This is a genomic window from Litorimonas sp., from assembly GCA_029936425.1.
In the GTDB taxonomy this organism is placed as follows: domain Bacteria; phylum Pseudomonadota; class Alphaproteobacteria; order Caulobacterales; family Maricaulaceae; genus Litorimonas.
Genome location: JAPYSU010000010.1, coordinates 1 through 18512 on the forward strand (window position 1 = coordinate 1; position 18512 = coordinate 18512).

The 18512-nt window shown below is 50.1% G+C and carries 13 protein-coding genes, 1 tRNA gene and 1 pseudogene; 11 read left to right on the plus strand and 4 right to left on the minus strand.

Annotated elements, in window-relative coordinates:
* A pseudogene (locus ACN0IC_RS09910) lies at window positions 1-558 on the minus strand (hypothetical protein); the annotation flags it as partial.
* 14 nt (window positions 559-572) lie between these two features.
* Window positions 573-1241 (minus strand): hypothetical protein, encoded by a 669-nt coding sequence (locus ACN0IC_RS09915; RefSeq protein WP_416878622.1) that lies wholly within the window; start codon window positions 1239-1241, stop codon window positions 573-575.
* A gap of 309 nt (window positions 1242-1550) precedes the next feature.
* On the opposite strand from ACN0IC_RS09915, the gene ACN0IC_RS09920 reads away from it, so the two are divergent.
* Window positions 1551-4757 carry a TonB-dependent receptor domain-containing protein gene (locus ACN0IC_RS09920; RefSeq protein ID WP_416878623.1) on the plus strand — a complete coding sequence of 1069 codons (3207 nt, stop codon included), beginning with the start codon at window positions 1551-1553 and terminating at the stop codon, window positions 4755-4757.
* Window positions 4758-5400: 643 nt separating this feature from the next.
* On the opposite strand, the gene sppA is transcribed toward ACN0IC_RS09920, so the two are convergent.
* Window positions 5401-7158: a signal peptide peptidase SppA gene (sppA, locus tag ACN0IC_RS09925; protein WP_416878624.1), complete on the minus strand. Its 1758-nt coding sequence runs from the start codon at window positions 7156-7158 to the stop codon at window positions 5401-5403.
* Between the two features lie 216 nt (window positions 7159-7374).
* On the opposite strand from sppA, the gene ACN0IC_RS09930 reads away from it, so the two are divergent.
* The 9 genes from ACN0IC_RS09930 (at window position 7375) to ACN0IC_RS09970 (ending at window position 14665) form a co-directional block, all read left to right on the plus strand.
* Window positions 7375-7448 (plus strand) — tRNA-Gln (locus tag ACN0IC_RS09930).
* Window positions 7449-7732: 284 nt separating this feature from the next.
* Window positions 7733-8572 (plus strand): DUF3450 family protein, encoded by an 840-nt coding sequence (locus tag ACN0IC_RS09935; protein ID WP_416878625.1) that lies wholly within the window; start codon window positions 7733-7735, stop codon window positions 8570-8572.
* Between the two features lie 71 nt (window positions 8573-8643).
* Window positions 8644-9405 carry a DUF3450 domain-containing protein gene (locus ACN0IC_RS09940; RefSeq protein WP_416878626.1) on the plus strand — a complete coding sequence of 254 codons (762 nt, stop codon included), beginning with the start codon at window positions 8644-8646 and terminating at the stop codon, window positions 9403-9405.
* Between the two features lie 30 nt (window positions 9406-9435).
* Window positions 9436-10830 carry a MotA/TolQ/ExbB proton channel family protein gene (locus tag ACN0IC_RS09945; protein ID WP_416878627.1) on the plus strand — a complete coding sequence of 465 codons (1395 nt, stop codon included), beginning with the start codon at window positions 9436-9438 and terminating at the stop codon, window positions 10828-10830.
* Between the two features lie 78 nt (window positions 10831-10908).
* A complete protein-coding gene (locus tag ACN0IC_RS09950; RefSeq protein ID WP_416878628.1) occupies window positions 10909-11427 on the plus strand; it encodes a MotA/TolQ/ExbB proton channel family protein in 519 nt (172 codons plus the stop codon).
* A 21-nt stretch (window positions 11428-11448) separates the two neighbouring features.
* On the plus strand, window positions 11449-11871 hold the full coding sequence (locus ACN0IC_RS09955) for an ExbD/TolR family protein (RefSeq protein ID WP_416878629.1): 423 nt from the start codon (window positions 11449-11451) through the stop codon (window positions 11869-11871).
* 98 nt (window positions 11872-11969) lie between these two features.
* A complete protein-coding gene (locus ACN0IC_RS09960) occupies window positions 11970-12365 on the plus strand; it encodes an ExbD/TolR family protein (RefSeq protein WP_416878630.1) in 396 nt (131 codons plus the stop codon).
* Between the two features lie 14 nt (window positions 12366-12379).
* A complete protein-coding gene (locus ACN0IC_RS09965) occupies window positions 12380-13009 on the plus strand; it encodes an energy transducer TonB (protein WP_416878631.1) in 630 nt (209 codons plus the stop codon).
* 156 nt (window positions 13010-13165) lie between these two features.
* Window positions 13166-14665: a tetratricopeptide repeat protein gene (locus ACN0IC_RS09970; protein ID WP_416878632.1), complete on the plus strand. Its 1500-nt coding sequence runs from the start codon at window positions 13166-13168 to the stop codon at window positions 14663-14665.
* A 69-nt stretch (window positions 14666-14734) separates the two neighbouring features.
* On the opposite strand, the gene ACN0IC_RS09975 is transcribed toward ACN0IC_RS09970, so the two are convergent.
* Window positions 14735-16891, minus strand: coding sequence for a S9 family peptidase (locus tag ACN0IC_RS09975; RefSeq protein ID WP_416878633.1), 2157 nt, complete (start codon window positions 16889-16891; stop codon window positions 14735-14737).
* Window positions 16892-17090: 199 nt separating this feature from the next.
* Between ACN0IC_RS09975 and ACN0IC_RS09980 the strand changes: the two genes are divergently transcribed.
* Window positions 17091-18377: a DUF2336 domain-containing protein gene (locus ACN0IC_RS09980; protein WP_416878634.1), complete on the plus strand. Its 1287-nt coding sequence runs from the start codon at window positions 17091-17093 to the stop codon at window positions 18375-18377.
* Window positions 18378-18512 lie beyond the last annotated feature (135 nt).

Below are 18512 nucleotides of genomic sequence, written 5' to 3' on the forward strand. Positions count from 1 at the left end.
GTCCAGAACCGTGTCGTCAGGCGTTTCGGATTGTATGAGTTTCTGATAGACCCAGCCGTCTTTCGGCTCACAATTTTCACGGCTGATAAACCCGTCATGGCGTCCATTAATTTCGGACTTACAGACAAAAGGGGGAGGCGATGTGCGGGGATTAACGTCCAGCGAATAACCGAAAACGTCTTCAAACACGGAAGCGACCCTGCTCTTGCTGATATCGTTGCAATCGCGGTTCAGTCCGGCAGGCGCGTCTTCCTTCTTGTTCAGATAGGTTTGGTCCTGGAAGTAGACGTGCAGGTCTGCCGCCACTTCCGGCCCCATAACTTTGAGCCCCGCCTGACGCATCGCGCCCCAGAGGAGGTAATGTGGCTGCACCTTGCGAGGGTGGCAGGCGACGAGACGAATCGGGTTCCGAGAGGCAATCGGAGTTTTCTTCTCCGCTCGATAATAGGCCCGCCAAACCCGTAAGTCATCAAATAACGCCCTGTTGAAAGGTATGTAGGCCCCGGTTTCGCGAACTGTCACGCCGCGAAAGGACCATTTCAAATCTGACGGTTTCATGGGCGGTAATGAATTTAACGGACCCTGATAACGCTGACCGCGGCTCCGCTGTCGTTTATTTGTAATAGGAAGCTACCGAGGGAGGCTTTTCTAATATTTGCCACATTCGGGTCTGATTTGGACGCGCGTGGAATTCTAATCCGTTTTGTGCTCGTCTGCTCCCAGACTTGACCGTTTTCCAGGAAGAAGCGATTTTTCTTATACCCGAATTCCTGAACCTTACGAATGTTAACCGCAATTTCTTCTACCTTTGCAGGTTTAATATCGGCTTTCACACTCTGTGAGGCGGGCGCATCGGCCTGAGCGGATTGAACAGCCCCCTCTGAGACGGGTTTAGTTAGCGCGCTTTCCGACTTCTTGCCCCCGCCGCCGAAGAGTTCTCCCAGTTTAGGGAGGGAAGGAATGCTGAAACCAAAAGAGTCCCGCTCTACTTCTTCAATCTGTGACTTGGAGACCGTAATAAGTTCCCCGCTTTGCTGGGCTTGTTCAAATTGGCCGACCGCGGCATCATAACACGCAAGACGCTCCATTGGATCTGTTTCACTTTTACAGGCGAAAACCGCTGATAATTCATTTGCTTCTTTCAGATTTGAGTCCTGGGCGGCTGCACTTTGGGCGAGGCCTGCTGCACAAATGCCAAAGCAGAGCAAGCCGGAAAAGAAGTGACGTGAGGGTTGGGTCATCAGGATTATCCTAGGGTTTGAACAAACAATTGGCTGTTTTTACAACAGATTCGTCGGAGGTCATAGTCATCGGGCAGATTTATTTGATTTATGTAGGCTCAATAAAGACGTCGTTAATCTTCATTTAATGTATATTGAACAAAACGCGGTCAATAGGTGACAATTTTGCAACACTTAGGGAAAAAGACGAATATTTCTGTAGTTTTGTCCATGTTCTCTATTGAGTGTTCCTGATTAATCATTTTTAACGTCAAGTCATGTGCGGAGCCTACCGCAATATAAACAAAACCAGTTCGAAGGGGTTCATTAATGAACATTTTAGACAAAACACGTCTGTTACAGACCTCCATTCTCAGTACGCTCATCATGGGCGCTGCTGTTCCTGCATTCGCGCAGGTCGCGCCTCCAGCCGAGGCAGATGATGAAGCGCCAACAACAGCGGAACAGATTGAAACTCAAGATGTTGCTGACGAAGAAGAATTTGAAAGTGAAGGTGACGAGGTTGTTGTTACGGGTTCACGCCTTCGCCGTAACGAATTTACGTCTGCTTCGCCTTTACAGGTTATTGACGGTGAATTGTCTCGTGACCTCGGTCTTGTGGATGCAGCTGATTTGCTGGGTCAGACAACGGTTGTTCAAGGTCAGCAAATTACGACAAGCGTTTCAACGTCTGGCGGCCTTCTTTCTGACAGTGGTCCAGGGTCTGCGACAGCGTCCTTGCGAGGTCTTAACCCTGGTCGTACTTTGGTATTGGTTGACGGCCGTCGTCTTGCGCCAGCGGGTGTTCGCGGCGTTCCAAGTGCGCCAGACCTTAACCTGATCCCAGGTACATTGATCGAGCGCGTTGACGTTCTTCTCGATGGCGCCTCTTCCGTTTATGGTTCAGACGCCGTTGCCGGTGTTGTGAACTATCAACTTCGCCGTAACTTTGAAGGCCTTCAGCTTGATGCTTATGCAACAATGCCTGAACTGCCTGGTAATGCGGGTCACCAAGAGGTTTTCTCTGCGACTGCTGGTATAGCTGGTGATCGCGGCTTTATGAGCCTGGCTGTCGAGCATAGCCGGACAGATGGTTTTAACGAGCGCGCCCTAGCGGACTTCTATTCCCCTTACGGTGGTGGATGTTTGAGCCGTGTAACGCGTGGTGCTAGTGGCACAATCTATAATCCTGATTTGTGTTCTGGCGCCTTTGGTGCGGGTTCTATCAGTAGTTCTGGTTTTGGCTTTTTGTCATTCCAGGATGGTGCGAACGTTGATGGACTTCCGCCGAACTTTGTCCCTGTTCCAATTACGGCTGGTCTAATTCAGCCTGATAACGTTGCCGGTCAGGGCCTTCTCCTTTTCCCAGAAGAACTTGATGCAGCATTTACACCAGATTTCCAGCGGACGTCCATCTTTGCCTATGGTGAATATGAAACTGGTTTTTATGGCGACATGACAGCCTATTTTGAGGCTTCACACGCTATGCGTGAAACCGAAACCAATACTGCTGGACAGGGCGCTATCGAAATGCCGGCGGATTATTTGTTCAACTCATTCGGAAACGCGTCTACAGTTTTCTTCCAGTCCCGTTTTATCAATGATACAAACGTGGCTCAAACCCGTCTGATTGGTGGTTTGAAAGGTGAGCTTCCATTCATGGAAAAAGCTGGTCTGGATAACTGGAATTACGACACATATGTCAGCTATTCAAAGTCTAGCGGTCAGGATAGTGTCTCTGGTATTCCTTTCTTCCCTCGTCTGGAGCAGACTATCAGCAATACGCGTTTTGATGCGGATACAGGTGAAGCTGTTTGTGATGCGCGCTCCATTCCTGGTGAAGGACAGGTCGCAGAATGTCGTCCTCTGAACTTCCTCAGCCCGACATTCCTGTTCAATGGTCGCTTTGATGATCCTCTGGACACGGAGTACCTTTTCCCGAACCGTTTGACCGATACTGTAGTAGAACAAACTGTCTATTCCGGTTATGTCAGCGGTGATTTGTTCGAAATCCCATTTGGTGGTACTGTTCAAGTTGGTTTTGGTGGTGAACACCGTACAGACCGGATTGAAACAAGAACCTCTCTTGCAGGTGACTTCCTTGGCTTCTTCAACGATCCAGGTTCAAACGGTGAGCGTAAACTAAGAGAAGTTTTCGGCGAAATCGAAATTCCTTTGGTTGTTGACCAGCCTTTAGTGGATTCTTTGTCTCTAAACCTTGCAGGTCGTTACACAGAAGAGTCTAACTTTGGCTCTGCGGAAACTTACAGCATTAAAGGTGTTTATGCTCCGACAGACTGGTTGAGCTTCCGCGCCACTTACGGCACATCTTTCCGCGCACCTAACCTAGGTGAGCAGTTCGGCGGACGTGTCACTGGCTTTGCTAACCCGAATGATCCTTGCCGGACACCAGGTATTGCGGTTCCGTTTGGTGATTATGATAATGATCCAAACACACCTGAAACCCGGGAATATGTCGCTGCTTTGGATACACGTGATCCAGCCGTTATTCAGAACTGTCTGAATGGTGGTGGCCCCTTTGGTCTTGAACCAACGGATCCCTTCTCACTAGGTATTCGTGGTCTTGGAACGCAGAACCCTGTCTTCTTGGGTGCACCAACACGTATTGCAAGTGGTTCCAACCCGGATCTATTGCCTGAGACGTCAGATGCGATCTCCATTGGTGGTACATTTGACCAACGTTGGACTGACCTCTTTGATTTCCGTCTGGCGGTTAGCTATTTCGAAATCAAAATTGATGATGAAGTCGACTCTTTAACAGCGAACACAATTGTTAACCGTTGCTACAACTCACCGGGTTTGACTGACCAAACTTGTCAATTTGTTACACGCGACCCTCGCGTCGCAGGTGATCCGGGTTCAGGTGAAGTCAGCTTCGTTTCTGCATTGAACCAAAACCTTGGTCAGCAGGTCGTCGAAGGTATCGACTATAATGCTGAGTTTGGATTTGATTATAAGCCATCCTTCCTCGACTCCGCTTTGGATTACAGACTTATTGCTCGCGCAACTCAGTCTTTGACCCAGACAGAAGAGCAGTTTGTGGTTGATGGTATTCTTCTTGATAGAAACTTGGGTGAATATGGTAACCCAGAATGGCGTGTCACAGCGACTAACACTCTTCGTTACAAGGATTTCTCTTTCTTGTGGCAGACTCGTTACATCGATAGCCAAGTTGAGAATTTCCTGAATGAAGATGAACCTGCAACTGGCGGTGTAGCTGGTGACGTAGACGTTGATCCTGTGACAACATTCTTCAGTAACTGTACTCAAACTGAAGGCGCTCGTAATTCAGCTGGAGACTTCAATTGCTTCCAGTTTGACGGGTTGGATGATTACTTTGTCCATAGCGCGTCAGTTACCTACTCAAACGATACACTTGTTCTTCGTTTCGGTATCAACAACGTCTTTGATACGGCTCCGCCATTGACAGACAACAACAACCTCGCAAACCTCGGCGGTCTCGGTTACGATATCGGCGGACGGACATACTTCGCGAACATTTCGAAGAAGTTCTAGGTTGAAATATCACTCCCCTCGCGGGAGTGACCATTGCTTCTCTAAGCCGCGCCCTCCGGGTGCGGCTTTTTTCATGGTCTACAGCAAGGTGACAGAAGTCTGTTTGTGTGAAGGATGACTTCACGAGAGTATCTTCATCAAACAAAGAGTTACTCCCCTGATAGAAAATGATTGTCACCTGTTGATACGGTTTTGAGGGAGCAATTATTCTTCAATGCACTACAGCGATAAAATGCCGTAGCGTAGACGTGCCAGGCTGCAATTCTGCCTCAAAGTCATTCATTCAAACCATAATTTCTCTGATTGAGGAGCCTCTACGATCACAAGCCGACCGCGCTGAATAACACACACAGCTTCCACCTTATACTTGAGATGAAGGATTATAGCTCTCGACTTTGTCATCAGAGTGGAAGGGCCTGAGCGCATATTTAAAGCCTCAGGAGGGAGTTTCGGTGTCCGAGCGCCAAATAAACCTTACAAAGCTAAGTGTCATTTGGAGGGCTTATGATATCCTTCATTTCGCTCAAGCGGCAGGTCTTATTAAGGGGCTAAACTGTTTTGCATATCCAATAAAAAAGGGCGCCTAGACGCCCTTCTGTAAGATTATTTTTGAAACTTAAGTCTTAAAGCCTTGAGCCTTCTCTTACTTTATCTCCGGTAAATCCGCTTTCATTTCCTGTCCCACACGGCCTGCCTCGCGGGCGCGCAGGGCCGCTTGAACTTCGGGGAGGGCGGTAATTTTACGCAGAGCCGCAATGTCGCTCTGCATTTGCGCGGTTCCGGTGAAGAGTTTTTCGATTTGCTCGGCCGGGGTGAGGGCGCGCGGGAAGCGTTTCAAACGAATTTCCTCCTCTGGTTTAATCTCAGCAAGCTCCTTGGCCACTTCAATCGCTTTCATAAAGCCGCCAAGCTCATCAACTAGCCCTAGTTCCTTGGCCTGCTCACCTGTCCAGACACGCCCTTTGGCAATCTCCTCGATGCGGGAGAGGGGTAAATCGCGCCCCAAAGCAACGCGGCCTGTAAAGTCCTCGTAAATATCCTCGAGTTGACCGCGATAGGCTTCGCGCTGCATGTCTGTAAAAGGTGTATCCGAAGAAAAGGCGCCGGCGTAATCACCGCCCACGGTTATCCCTTCGACATTATATCCAACCTTGGCGAATGTATCTTCCAGAGCAATCTTGCCTCCGTACACACCGATGGAGCCGGTTATTGTAGTTGGCATGGCGACAATTTTATCTGCCGTTGCGCTGATATAATATCCGCCAGAGGCCGCATATTGTCCCATGGAAATCACAACAGGCTTGCCAGCTTCCTGCGCGCGTTCAGCCGCGGCCAGAATTTGATCTGACGCGGCCGGAGATCCGCCCGGAGAGCTGACTCTGAAAACAATGGCTTTGACATTCTTATCTTTGATCGCGTTATCAAAAGCTTCGGCCAGCGTGTCCCCGCCTATGGTGACAGAGCCGCCAAACGGACCGCCAGAGGAGGAAGGCCCCGGTAATATCGGGCCTTGCCCGCCGATATAGGCCAGGGTTGGTCCGGTTAGGGGTGAGTTAGCCTTATAACTTTGAATGGGGATCATCGCCGTGTCTTCGCCCCCGGCCTTGAGTTTAACGTAAGTTTTAACGGCTTCTATATGGCCGAGTTTGTCGACCATTCCCGCCGCCAAGGCGTCCTCGGCGCTATGCGGCGCAGTGTTCAAAACCGCTTTAACGGCGTCAGCATCCAGGTTTCTATCGTCTGCGATATGCCCAACCGCTGTATCATAAAGGCTCGTCAGATAGCTTGTCGTGGCATCACGGTGTGCCTCGGTAAATGTTTTTTGCGTGTAGGTATTGACCGCATTTTTATATTCGTAAAATTGTTCGAATTCTGGATTGGCACCGAATTTTTCCATCACGCCGCCGAAAAATTCTGTTTCCGAGTAAAGGCCGGAGACCGCAAAACCGGTTGTGTCTTGTATCCAGAGCTCATCAGCTCCGGCGACTGTCATATAGGGGAACAGAGTGGGTGATTCGAATCCTTGCGCGTGGGCAATGACAAATTTCCCGCTGGTTTTAAAATCTAAAATGGCCAAGCGCAGCTCCTCGGCACTGGCCGGCGCAAGGCCTGTGCTGTCGGCGCGGATGAATAATCCCTTGATTCGGTCATCCGTTTTGGCGCTGTCCAAGGCTCTGACAATGTCCACAACCCCGTTTGAGGGTCCGAACAAAGTATCGCCAAGCCCGTGATCCGGAATTCCGTCACGCATATCCAGGCTCAGAACCTGATCCGGCTTTGGCGCCATGGCCTGACCCGCCGCCCCAAGCAGGCCAAAGCCTACGAGTATGAGAATCAGTAATATGAAGAAGGCAATGAGCCCGACGACAACGCCGATAACGGTAATAAAAAACTGACGCATGGGGGAAATCTCGAATAAGTTAGAGTGTGTTTTCTAGACACTATAATAGTAGAGATTGAACAGTGACAAATTATTTGTTGTTATTCGATAAAATAATCACAGTTGGCGGCGAGTTTGACGCTTTGAGAGCCTTAGCTGAAGAAAGAGGCAAAATCCCGTTGCAAAATCGATTTCCTCCTCTTAGAAGGCGCACTTCTGGTCGGCAGGGTCTTTTTATGGGGCGTAGCCAAGCGGTAAGGCATCGGGTTTTGATCCCGTGATCGTTGGTTCGAATCCAGCCGCCCCAACCACCGACCGGCTTCCTTAAATTTCATAAAACTTTCTTGTTTCGGCTTGGAACTTAATTCCGTGACTGTGTGTTGCTCTTGTGGATTTTGTGCAACTGACATATTGTAATGTTATCACAAGAAAATTATGGTTAATATCAACAGGACGTTATTTTAAAAGTCGTAAAAAAAATCGATTTTGACCGTAATGTAACCATTGATTAAGGTCTGAGGCGCGTGTAAGCGAACAGTCCAAACCTGCGTTAGCCCCAAAAAGAGGGCGCGGAAATGAATATTGGAGGACATGCGTGGTGATTTCTAAGGCCGCTCGTAAATTGTTAATGGCTGGTGCCGCTCTGGGTCTCGTGACCGGCGGCTTGGCTGTGACGGCTACTGCCCAAGACAACTCACAAGATAACGCTGTTCAAGCCAGTGACCCTGCTGAAACCTATTCCAGATTATTACAGCATATTGCTGACTTGCAGGTCAGCACAGATCAGCGTCGGCTCTATCTCAATCAACAAGAGGAAGAGATAGCTGCGCTTGAGCAACAAATCGCAACACTTGACGCAACGAAAGCGTCCGTGCGGCCCCTTGTCGTCGAGATGGCGGCGGAAGCTGAAAAGGAAATGGTCAAGGACATTCCTTTCAAGATAGTGCAGCGCTTTGCGCGTCTGGATCGATTGAAGGAAGATTTGGCCGAGGAAGGGTCGCCTATTTCCAGCCTGTTCCGGCAAGCTATGAATTTATATGAATTGGAAGTGATTTCTGGGAACTCGATTGAGGCCTATGGCGGGGAGCACCCGACCAATCCCGGAACGCGTTTGGCGGCTTGCGATGAAGATTTAAACAGTAATGCCTGTGATTTACCGGATGAGATTCGCGAAGAACTTCCGCAGGATGCGACGCGTATCGAGCGCCCTGATCTCAGAGACAGCATTAATGACGGCGCATATGTGCATTTTGGTCGCCTTTCTCTAATTTATTTGCAGCATGACAGTTCCGAAGCCTGGCGTTGGGATCAGCCCACAGAGGCTTGGGTGGAAATGTCTGGCTCGGATGTATTGGACGCGCGTCGTGCCGTCAGAATTGCGCGAGGCGAAAGCGCGCCGGGGGTCATTCTCTCTCCGATCCGCATTAACGGATAAAATGAGATAATCAGAATTCAGCCGCTGTCAGTGGTAAGAATAAAAATGAAAAGCAGACTTGGAAGGACACCATGTTAAAAACTTTAATTGCCAAGCGTCTTATGCTTGCCAGCGCAGCGGGGCTCATGATGGCCGTGCCGGCGCAGGCTCAGCTAGAAAGCGCTCTCAATGCCGCAAAAGCTTCAACATCGGCAAGCGCCGCGTCGCAAAGACGTGTCGAAGAAGCGGATGATGCAGCTGATACTGCGGCCCGTGAATATCGCGCGGTTTTGCAGCAGAAAGATAATATCGCGCTATTTGTAGCGCAGCAGGATATCTATCTTCAGTCTCAGAAGTCAGAGATTGAATCGTTGCAGCGTCAGCTGGGAACCGTTGAGTCGATCAAGCAGGGTATGGCGCCCATGATGCTACGCATGACCGCGCAGCTGGAGGACGCCATTAGTGAAGACCTTCCCTTTAACCTCAATGAGCGTACCGCGCGTATCCAAGATGTGAAGCAGGTGTTGTCGGATCCGGATGTGTCCCCGGCGGAGCAATATCGCCGCGTTCTGAACGCTTATAAGATTGAGGTTTCTTACGGGCAGGGCATTGACAGTTATGAAGGGGCCCACCCAACACGCCCTGGCAATGTTGTAAACTTCATTCGCTTTGGCCGGACGTCTCTCGTCTATGTTTCAAAGGATGAAAGCGAAGTTGCAAAATATAATCTGGAAACGGGTGAGTGGGATGTATTGGCGGGCGCAGATGCTCTTGCCATGCGTCAAGCCATTCGTATCGCCAGAGGTGAAGCTGCTCCAGGCATCGTCTACGCCCCCGTAATCATTAGAAATTAAGCCGAGGACTTTAGAACAATGAATATGAATATGAAATTTTTCACAAAAGCCACGGCGGCCGTCATCGGCTCTGCTGTGATGCTGTCTGCCGTTCCGGCTACAGCTCAAATTGGCTCAGTTGATGAGCTATTGAATGACGTTCGTCAAAATGCTGCTCAAACGGAGCAGGAAAACCGTGAGCGTGAGGCTAGGTTTCGTGAACAACGCGATCAACAGCAAGCGTTATTGGCAGAAGCTCGCGGAGAGCTTCAAGCTCTTGAAAATCAAGCAGCCGCCGTTGAGCGGGCTTTCGCTGGCAACCAGGAAACTATTGACGGGTTGAAGGCTGACCTTCGCGCCGCCCAAGGTGATTTTGGTGAGGTTTTCGGACTGGCCCGCGGTAAAGCTGGTGAGTTCAAGGCTTTGCTTGATAGCTCCCTGATAACAGCGCAATATCCTCGCCGGACTGAAATTCTCGGAGAGGTTTCTGAATCAGAAGCGCTTCCAAGCAGCCAGGATTTGAATGCCATTTATGAGTTAATGCTTCAGGAAATGCGGGCGCAGCGTGAAGTTGCGACTTTCCAGGCTCCTGTTGCCAATGTGAATGATGGGGCTGAGCAGGCCGTAACCCGGGTGGGTCCTTTTGCTGTCTTTACAGCGGATGAAGGTAACTTCCTTGATTACAGCGCTCCGACCGAAGAAGGAAATGAAATTCTTCTGAGCAAATTGCCAAAACAGCCTGGAGGTCAGATTCAATCTGCTGCTGATGCTGTTACGAATGCTTCGGCTGGAGATTTGGTCTATGCACCGCTTGATCCAACTCGCGGTGAATTGCTGAAATCATTTGAGCGTGTGCCGGATGTTCGTGAGCGTATTTCATACGGCGGAACAATTGGTTACATCATTCTTATTCTTCTCGCGATTGGTGGTATTTTCGGTATTCTGAATATTATCCGTCTCTTCCTCGTGAAAATGGCTGTTTCCGGTCAGAAGCGTAAGGCGCAACCCTCCAAGTCCAATCCTTTGGGCCGCGTTATGATGGCGTATGACTCTTCCAAGACAAAAGATGCCGATACGGTTGAATTGAAATTGGACGAAGCCATTCTGAAAGAATCGCCCAAGTTTGAATTTGGTCTGAACCTTCTGAAACTCTTTGCCGGTATCGCACCGCTTCTGGGTCTCTTGGGTACCGTTACAGGTATGATCAAAACCTTCCAGGCCATGATGATTTACGGAACAGGCGATCCACAATTGATGGCTGGCGGTATTTCCGAAGCTCTTGTCACGACGATGTTGGGTCTGATTGCGGCTATCCCGCTTCTCATCCTCCACAGCTTCTGCTCCTCCCTTGCCCGCTCTATCCAGGGCACACTTGAAGAGCAAAGTGCAGGTATCGTGGCGCGCCACGTGGAAACCCGCACAGCCGGCGGAACTACCGCTGTCTAGCTAAGTCTTCCGGGGTCGCGGGAGTAATTTCCGCGACCCTCTAAGTTTTTAAGTTTTAAACATCTCAGGTGTTCTTTTATGTTTGCTAACGTCTTTAACGGTCTTCAGGAATTTCTTGCCGCTGGCGGACCCGTTTTATTCTGGATTATGCTGGCGACCCTGGCGATGTGGACCTTTATTGTAGAGCGTTTTGCCTATTACCTTTTCGCGCACAAACCGATGAAGGAGCGCCTTCGGGCAGAATGGGACGCACGGTCTGATAAAACATCCTGGAAGGCCCACGCCATCCGCGATGAGATGGTTAGTCAGATCAAAGAGCGCACAGATACAAATGTAGGCATCATCAAGACACTGGTTGCCCTGGCCCCGCTTTTAGGCCTTCTGGGAACTGTGACGGGCATGATCGAGGTTTTTGATACAATGGCATTGTCGGGGTCTTCAAATGCGCGTCTTATGGCCGGCGGCGTGTTCAAGGCGACTATTCCAACTATGGCCGGTATGACTGCCGCTCTCTCCGGACTTTATTTCTCGACCGTCTTGCCACGGATGAGTTCCCGGGAAACGGCCCGATTTGCTGACGACCTCCAGGTCGAATAGCCCAACTAATAAGAGGATTTTATGAGACGCGGACGTAAACATAATTCCGACGAAGCAGATGTCGATATGACCCCGATGCTGGACATCGTGTTCATCATGCTCATCTTCTTCATCGTGACCGCTACTTTCTTGGACGAAGACGGCATCGATTTGACGCAGCCTCCGCCCCCACCTGACGATATACCGCCTCCGCCGGATCAGCCGCGTGCGATTACAGTCTTTGTGGATGCACGGAATCAGTGCTCTGTGGATCAGCGCAGTACGAGTTGTGACCGCGTTACTCTCGCCGTTGAACGGCTTTTGGCGGACAAACCGGGCGCCAGTGTTATCCTGAGAATGGATGAACGCGCCAAGCATGAAATCTTGGTGGAGTTGAAAGACGGATTGGATGCGGGCGGACGTCCGACAAAAATCGAAATTATTGAAGCAAACGCCGGCGCTTAAATCTCCGGTGATTGTCAGGCACGATTGTAACATAGCCCTTTTTGCAAAATTGCAGGAACCTATTTGCATCTGCCCCGTAAATGTGATAAGGTAACATTATGTCAAGACGCAGTAGAGTATCAGTTCCAGAAGAAGATACAGAATTAAACATGACTCCTATGCTGGATGTTGTTTTTATTCTCCTCATCTTTTTTATTGTAACCTCTGTTTTTGTAAAAACGCCGGGCATTGATCCAACAGAACCTGTTGCGACAACTGATGTGGAGTGGAAACCAACTATTCTCATCGCCGTGAATGCGGCGAATGAAATCTGGATCGATAAACGGCCTTACGGCATTGAGGAAATCCGCCCTGTTGTAACGGCAATTCGCGATGAAAGTCCGAAAGCCCAAGCCATTATCAAGGCGGATCAGGACGCAGAAGTTGGGACTGTTATGGCCGTTCAAGAGCTCATGCAGGAACTGGAAATCAATACACGCGTCGGTACTGAGTAAGGAAGGACGTTATTATGGGTAATGCATTAAGATGGTTGATTGGGATTCCAGTTGCCGCAATCGTGACGGTTGGACTCTTCATTCTTATGACGGTTCTTATTTCGGCTGAATTTGAACCTGAAGAAAAGGTAGATACGGCGACTTTTGAAATTAATCCGAAAGTTGAAGATATCAAAGTTATCGAGCGCGAAACGCAAATCGACCAAGTCAAAAAAGTTGTGACGCCTCCGCCTCCGCCTCAGATTGAACGGGCACAGGCCGATAAGCCAACGGAACGCATTGCGTCCCTCGAAGGCGCTGTTCCTGAGTTTGAAACACCGAAAATTGATCGGGGCGACTTTAAGATCGCAGTTTCAGACCGTGACGCGCAACCCTTGGTTCGTATCCCGCCGATCATGCCGACCCGCGCGGAAAAGTCCGGCCACTGCAAAGTCCGATTTGATGTAAGCCCTGAAGGCCAGCCTTTTAACGTGAACGCGACCTATTGCACCTCCAGCGTATTTGAGCGCGCGTCTATCAAGTCCGTCGAAAAGTGGAAATATAATCCCAAGGTAGTCGATGGCCGCAATGTTGCCCGGAGTGGGGTGGAAAGCCAGATTACTTTCCGCCTGACTGATGAGCGCGGGAATATTATTCCTGAATAGACATATTGTCGGTCTAATTCTAAGGCCGGGTTCAGAAACTCGGCCACAAGTTATTGAGGTTAAATGATACCTCCTCACACGCCATCCGGATATTTTGACCGGTAGCGAATTATAGGTGAGATATTAAAAAACGAGCGTATGCTTAAGGAGTTTGCTATGAGCCTATCTTTGACAAAAATGATACGAAATGGCCTTAGTGCCAGTGTGTTTGCCTTGGCATCAGTCACAATGGTAGCCGCTGTTGCGCCCATGACAGCCCACGCTCAGGATAACGAGGAAAAACCCGAAGAAGGCCGTCAGTTCGGCGCGGAAGCCGGGGCCTTGGTCAGCGAAGCCAATGAACTAACGAACGCAAATCAATATCAACAGTCTATTGGTAAGTTAAATGAAGCTTTGGCTTTACCGGATTTGAACCCTTACGAGCGTTCCATCATTTATCAAATTCAAGGGACAAATTACTACGAACTCGAAAATTTCGGTCAGGCGATTCAGGCCTTCGAAAATGCCATCAGCGCAGGCGGTCTTTTGCCGAATGAAGCGTCAGGCCTACGGGTCAATATCGCACAGCTTTTGATCGGGAACGAGCAATTTGCCGAAGGCGCAACCATGCTGGAAAACTATCTGGCTCAGGGCGGCGAGGAAAAACCCAAATATGTTGAATATATTACTCAGGCGTGGGTGCAGGCCGAAAACTACCGGAAAGCTCTGCCTTGGGCTGAAAAGTGGTTCAATAACGCCAGCCCGAAAGAGCGTAAGCATTTTGATCTGTTGAACTTCCTTTATAATAATCTTGGAATGCCGGGCGAGCAGGCGGATATTGTCAAGCAGATGATCAATCGCTGGCCTCAGGAGAAAGAACTCTGGGAAGCCTGGGCGTCCATGTTGGCTAATGGCGGACGCGAGCAGGAAGCGTTTGAAGTTTCCAAAATGCTCTATCTGGGCGGCGCCTTAAATACAGAACAAGATCTCATGAAAGTTGTTCAGTATTACAGTTTTTATGAAATGCCCTTCCAGGCAGCCGAAATTCTCGAACGCGAAATGGAAGCGGGACGTATTGCGAGAGACCCAGATAAACTTGTTCAGCTTTCCAATCTGTTCCGTCAGGCGAGAGAATATAAGCGCGCTATTCCAATTCTTGAACAGGCCGCGGCGTCCTCCGGAACAGCGAAGCTTTACGCTGACCTCGGCGAGGCCCTTTATAATGAAGGCCAATGCCAAAAAGCGGAAACGGCCTTTAAAGAGGCGATCAACCGCGGGTATGACTCCGGTAAATCCTGGATGCTGATTGCAACCTGCCGCTATGAAACCACACAAACACAAGAACGCCTGACATGTGCCATGTCTCCTGAAGAGATGAACAATGCGCCGATTACCCGGAGCCGTGCTTCTGCCATTGACGCTTTTTCAAATGTGCCGGCCTCTTCTCGTGAAAACCGGAATGCCAAAAAATGGATTACTTTCATTCGGGCCGAGCGGGACGCGCTTGAGCGCCGCTGTGAATTTGAAGCCAACATTGAAAAAGAGTTGTGCTTCCAGAAAATCAAAGGCGCTTACGACAATGAGATCTTTGCGGGCGAATTTATTCTCGAAGATCAAAACTGTATGAAGTTCAAGCCGGAATATGATGCCAAATATATCGTCAAAACGACTGGCTAACCTTCTACACATTTCAACTCAATAAACCCGGCCTCAGAGCCGGGTTTTTTTTATTTGATCAAGTGAGAGTCAATCTTTTGCAGCTAATCCCACACAGGCCAGAGCGAAAGCATATTCCAAGGCCGTTTCTTTCAGAGAGTCATATCGCCCGCTTTCGCCCTGATGACCGGCGTCCATATTGGTTTTAAGCAAAATCGGGGCGTCTCCATTTTGATATTCCCGCAATTTAGCCGCCCATTTCGCCGGCTCCCAATAAGTAACACGGGGGTCCGTGAGCCCCGCCGTGATAAGCGCGGGCGGATAGGCCTTATTTTCTATCTGATCGTAAGGAGAGTAATCTGCGATGAGATCATAAGCTTGCGCGTCAAGAAGCGGATTTCCCCATTCCGGCCATTCCGGAGGCGTGAGAGGAAGGGTTTCATCCGACATCGTATTGAGGACATCCACAAACGGCACTGCGGCAATAACGCCGGCAAACAGATCCGGCGATTGATTGAGGGCCGCGCCGACCAACATGCCGCCGGCCGAGCCGCCATGGGCTACGAGCTGTCCTTCAGATGAATATCCTTGGCTGCACAATCCTCGGCCTACATCGACAAAATCATTAAAGGTATTCATTTTCTTTTCGAGCTTTCCGTTGAGATACCACTGATAGCCTTTCGACATGCCGCCCCGAATATGGGCAATGGCATAGATAAAACCTCGGTCGACGAGCGAAAGGATGGTTGTCCGGAACGCGGCCGGAATCGTGATGCCGTAAGATCCATATCCATAAAGAAGCAGAGGCGCGGTGCCGTCCATGGGCGTATCGGCGCGGCTTAAAAGTGTGACAGGTATCTGCTCGCCGTCTCTCGCCGTAATATTGACTCGCTCTGTTTTATAGTCAGACGGCTCATGTCCGCTCGGCACGATTTGGGTTTTGACCAGAACGCGCTTCCGCGTTTCCATATTATAGGTGAAGACCTGTGACGGTGTCGTGGGGGAGGCATAAGAAAAATAAAGCCGGTCCGTGGCATATTCATAGCCGGACATGAGGCCGAGGGAGTAGGCAGGCTCCTCCATCATGATGGCATGTTCTTCTCCGCTGCGCATGTCCCGAATAACGAGACGGGGCAGAGCGTTTTCCCGCTCAAGCCGGACAAGAAAATGTTCAAAGGCTTCTAGTCCGAGAATGAGTGTGCCGGGCTTGTGCGGGATAAACTCGGCCCAGCTCTCGGACGGACCTCTTTCTTCGACCACCATTACCTGAAAATCGACGGCGTCATCGGCATTGGTCAAAATATAAGTTCGCTCGCCCTGATCGTGAAGGCTATATTCGAGGCCCTCTACACGTTCGGCGAAACAGAGAGGCGGCGCCTCAGGATTATTGGCCGGAACGCGCCAAATTTCAGACGTGGTATGATTGTGCGCGCTGATTTCAATATTCGCCATGTCATCGGACGTGCCGACGCTGACAAAAAAGCCGGGGTCGCTTTCTTTGTAGATAAGCTCGGGTTTTACCTCTTTGTTGAAAATATCCTGACGAAAAACCGCATAGGGGCGCTGATTTTCATCGCGCTCGACCCAGTAAAGGGTTTGAGAGTCCTCCGCCCAGACCAGCGCGCCGGCGGCCTGATCAATTGAAGTGACAAATGCCTCTTCCTCTAATTTTTCCTTACTTCCTAGCCTACGTAGGAAAACTTTGTAATTTTCGGACCCTTTGCCGTCCACGCCATAGGCGAGCCAATTGTGGTCCGGACTGTGGGATACGGAGCCAAGATCGAAATAGCCGGGGTAGTTTTTCGAAAGAGCTTCCGCGTCCAGCACCACTTCCGATTTCTTTAAAATGGCATCTGTTAAAACGACTGGGACTTTGGGGTTTTCCTGCCAGACCCGGGCGTAAATACCGTGCTCGTCTCCGGTGCGGTAATGATGAAAATAGGCCCAATTTCCGTCGGGCAATGGGGTGCTGGCCGCTTCCGGCTCCAGACGGGCTTTCAATTCCTCGAATATGCTGTCTTTCAACTTTTCATAAGGGGCTAAAAGCGCTTCGGTATAACTGTTTTCGGCCTCAAGATGCGCTCTGATGCCAGCATCAAGTTTCGACGGGTCGCGCATGACCGTTTGCCAGTTCTCATCCTTCATCCAGGCGTAATCATCAATGCGGCTCCGTCCGAGCTGATCAATGGTTAGTGGACGTTTCTCGGCCTTGGGCGGAGTTGCAGAAGATTTGAAGATTTGAGGCATATAATCTGTCCGTTTTTTTTCTTTCCGCCTAGCCAATGGCATGAATGGCATCAACTGCGAAGCATGTTCTGAAGGCAGATTTGGCAGTGATATCCGCAGAGAAAAAAAGTCACGCTTGGTTAACGGGTTTTGACTAGTCTGCCGGGCAGAGCGTCCTGCGGCAAGGAGTCTGTGCCAGGACGCAGGAGAGTTTTCGTTTATGGTATCCATGCCGGCACAGTCACGCAAAATGCGCTCAGACCTGCCCCCGCTCAAGGATTCGGGGAGCCTGTCCGGTGAGGGCCCGACCCTGCAAGAAGTTGTCTCAAAGCCGGATGAAGGAAATACGCGCCGCCAGCTTGCCAAACGCTTGGCAGACGTGATTTGCATTCCCGCCAGTCAATTGACTCCGCAAGAACGGCATATGGCCGGAGATGTTCTGGTAGAGCTTTTGCGCGATGCGGATATTGATGTCCGCGAAAGTGTTGCCAAGCGGCTGGTTATGCTGAACGAAGCGCCGCGCACCATTCTGGTTATACTGGCAAAAGACGATATTCGTGTTGCCAAGCATATTCTCGAAAACAGCCTGTCCCTGACAGATAGTGACTTGATCCAGGTCGCCCAGAAAGTGTCTGCCGTGCACCGCAAGGTTATCGCGCAGAGACGCAAGCTTTCGGACTCCGTAGTTGATGCGCTTGTTCAGTTTTTGGAAGAAGACGTTGTTGAAACCCTTTTGAAAAATACGGGCGCCGAATTTAGCGAAACCGCCTTGCAGCGAATTTTGACCATATCGCGGAGCCATAATCCTTACGTCAATTTGCTCAACCGCCGCGAAGAGCTTCGGCCAAGTCATGGGCTGACCATGTTCTGGTGGGCAGACCGGGCGACCCGTCGCCGTATTCTCCACCGGTTTGCGGTCACGCGATCTGTTTTGCAGGAGAGCTGCAATGACTTATTCCCCGAGGCCGCCAAAGAAGGCTGGCAGGATGCGGGCGTCAGAAAAGCTCTGCAATTCGTGGAGCGTCGTCAACGCAATCGCGCCGCCATTGCCCGAAGTGATTTTGACAGTCTGGAAAGCGCAATAGATATTGCCGCTCAAAGTGGTTTGACGAAAACACTGATTGAAGAAATTTCCTATATGTCCGGTATTAAACCGGCGACAGGCGCGCAAATTTTGACCGATATGGGAGGCGAAGCGCTTGCCGTGTTATGCAAATCCACTGGATTGAAACGCGACATGCTCGAGAAACTCTGGCGCGCCGTCTATCGTCCGCCAGAGGATGAAATGGAACAGCAACATCCGCATCTGACCCGCGTTATCGAAGCCTATGATGTGATCTCAACGGATAAGGCGCAGACAGTTTTACGCTATTGGAACTGGTCACTTACCTCGTCCTTGAATGAAGATGTTCTGCGATATATCAAAAACGGCGTGATTCCCCGCGAGGAAGAACACGGCGCCGCCGCGATCACAGCCGCGCTGGTTTTTGGGCATCGTAAAGGCTGACCCAGACCTAATTCCTGCGCCTTTGTGATTAATCCACAAAACATTTACATAACCAAGCCCTGTTTGTCCTTTAAATGAGGAATGTGGCCCTTTAAGACCGTGTCTGAGTGTAGATGGTGACATCCGAAACATTTG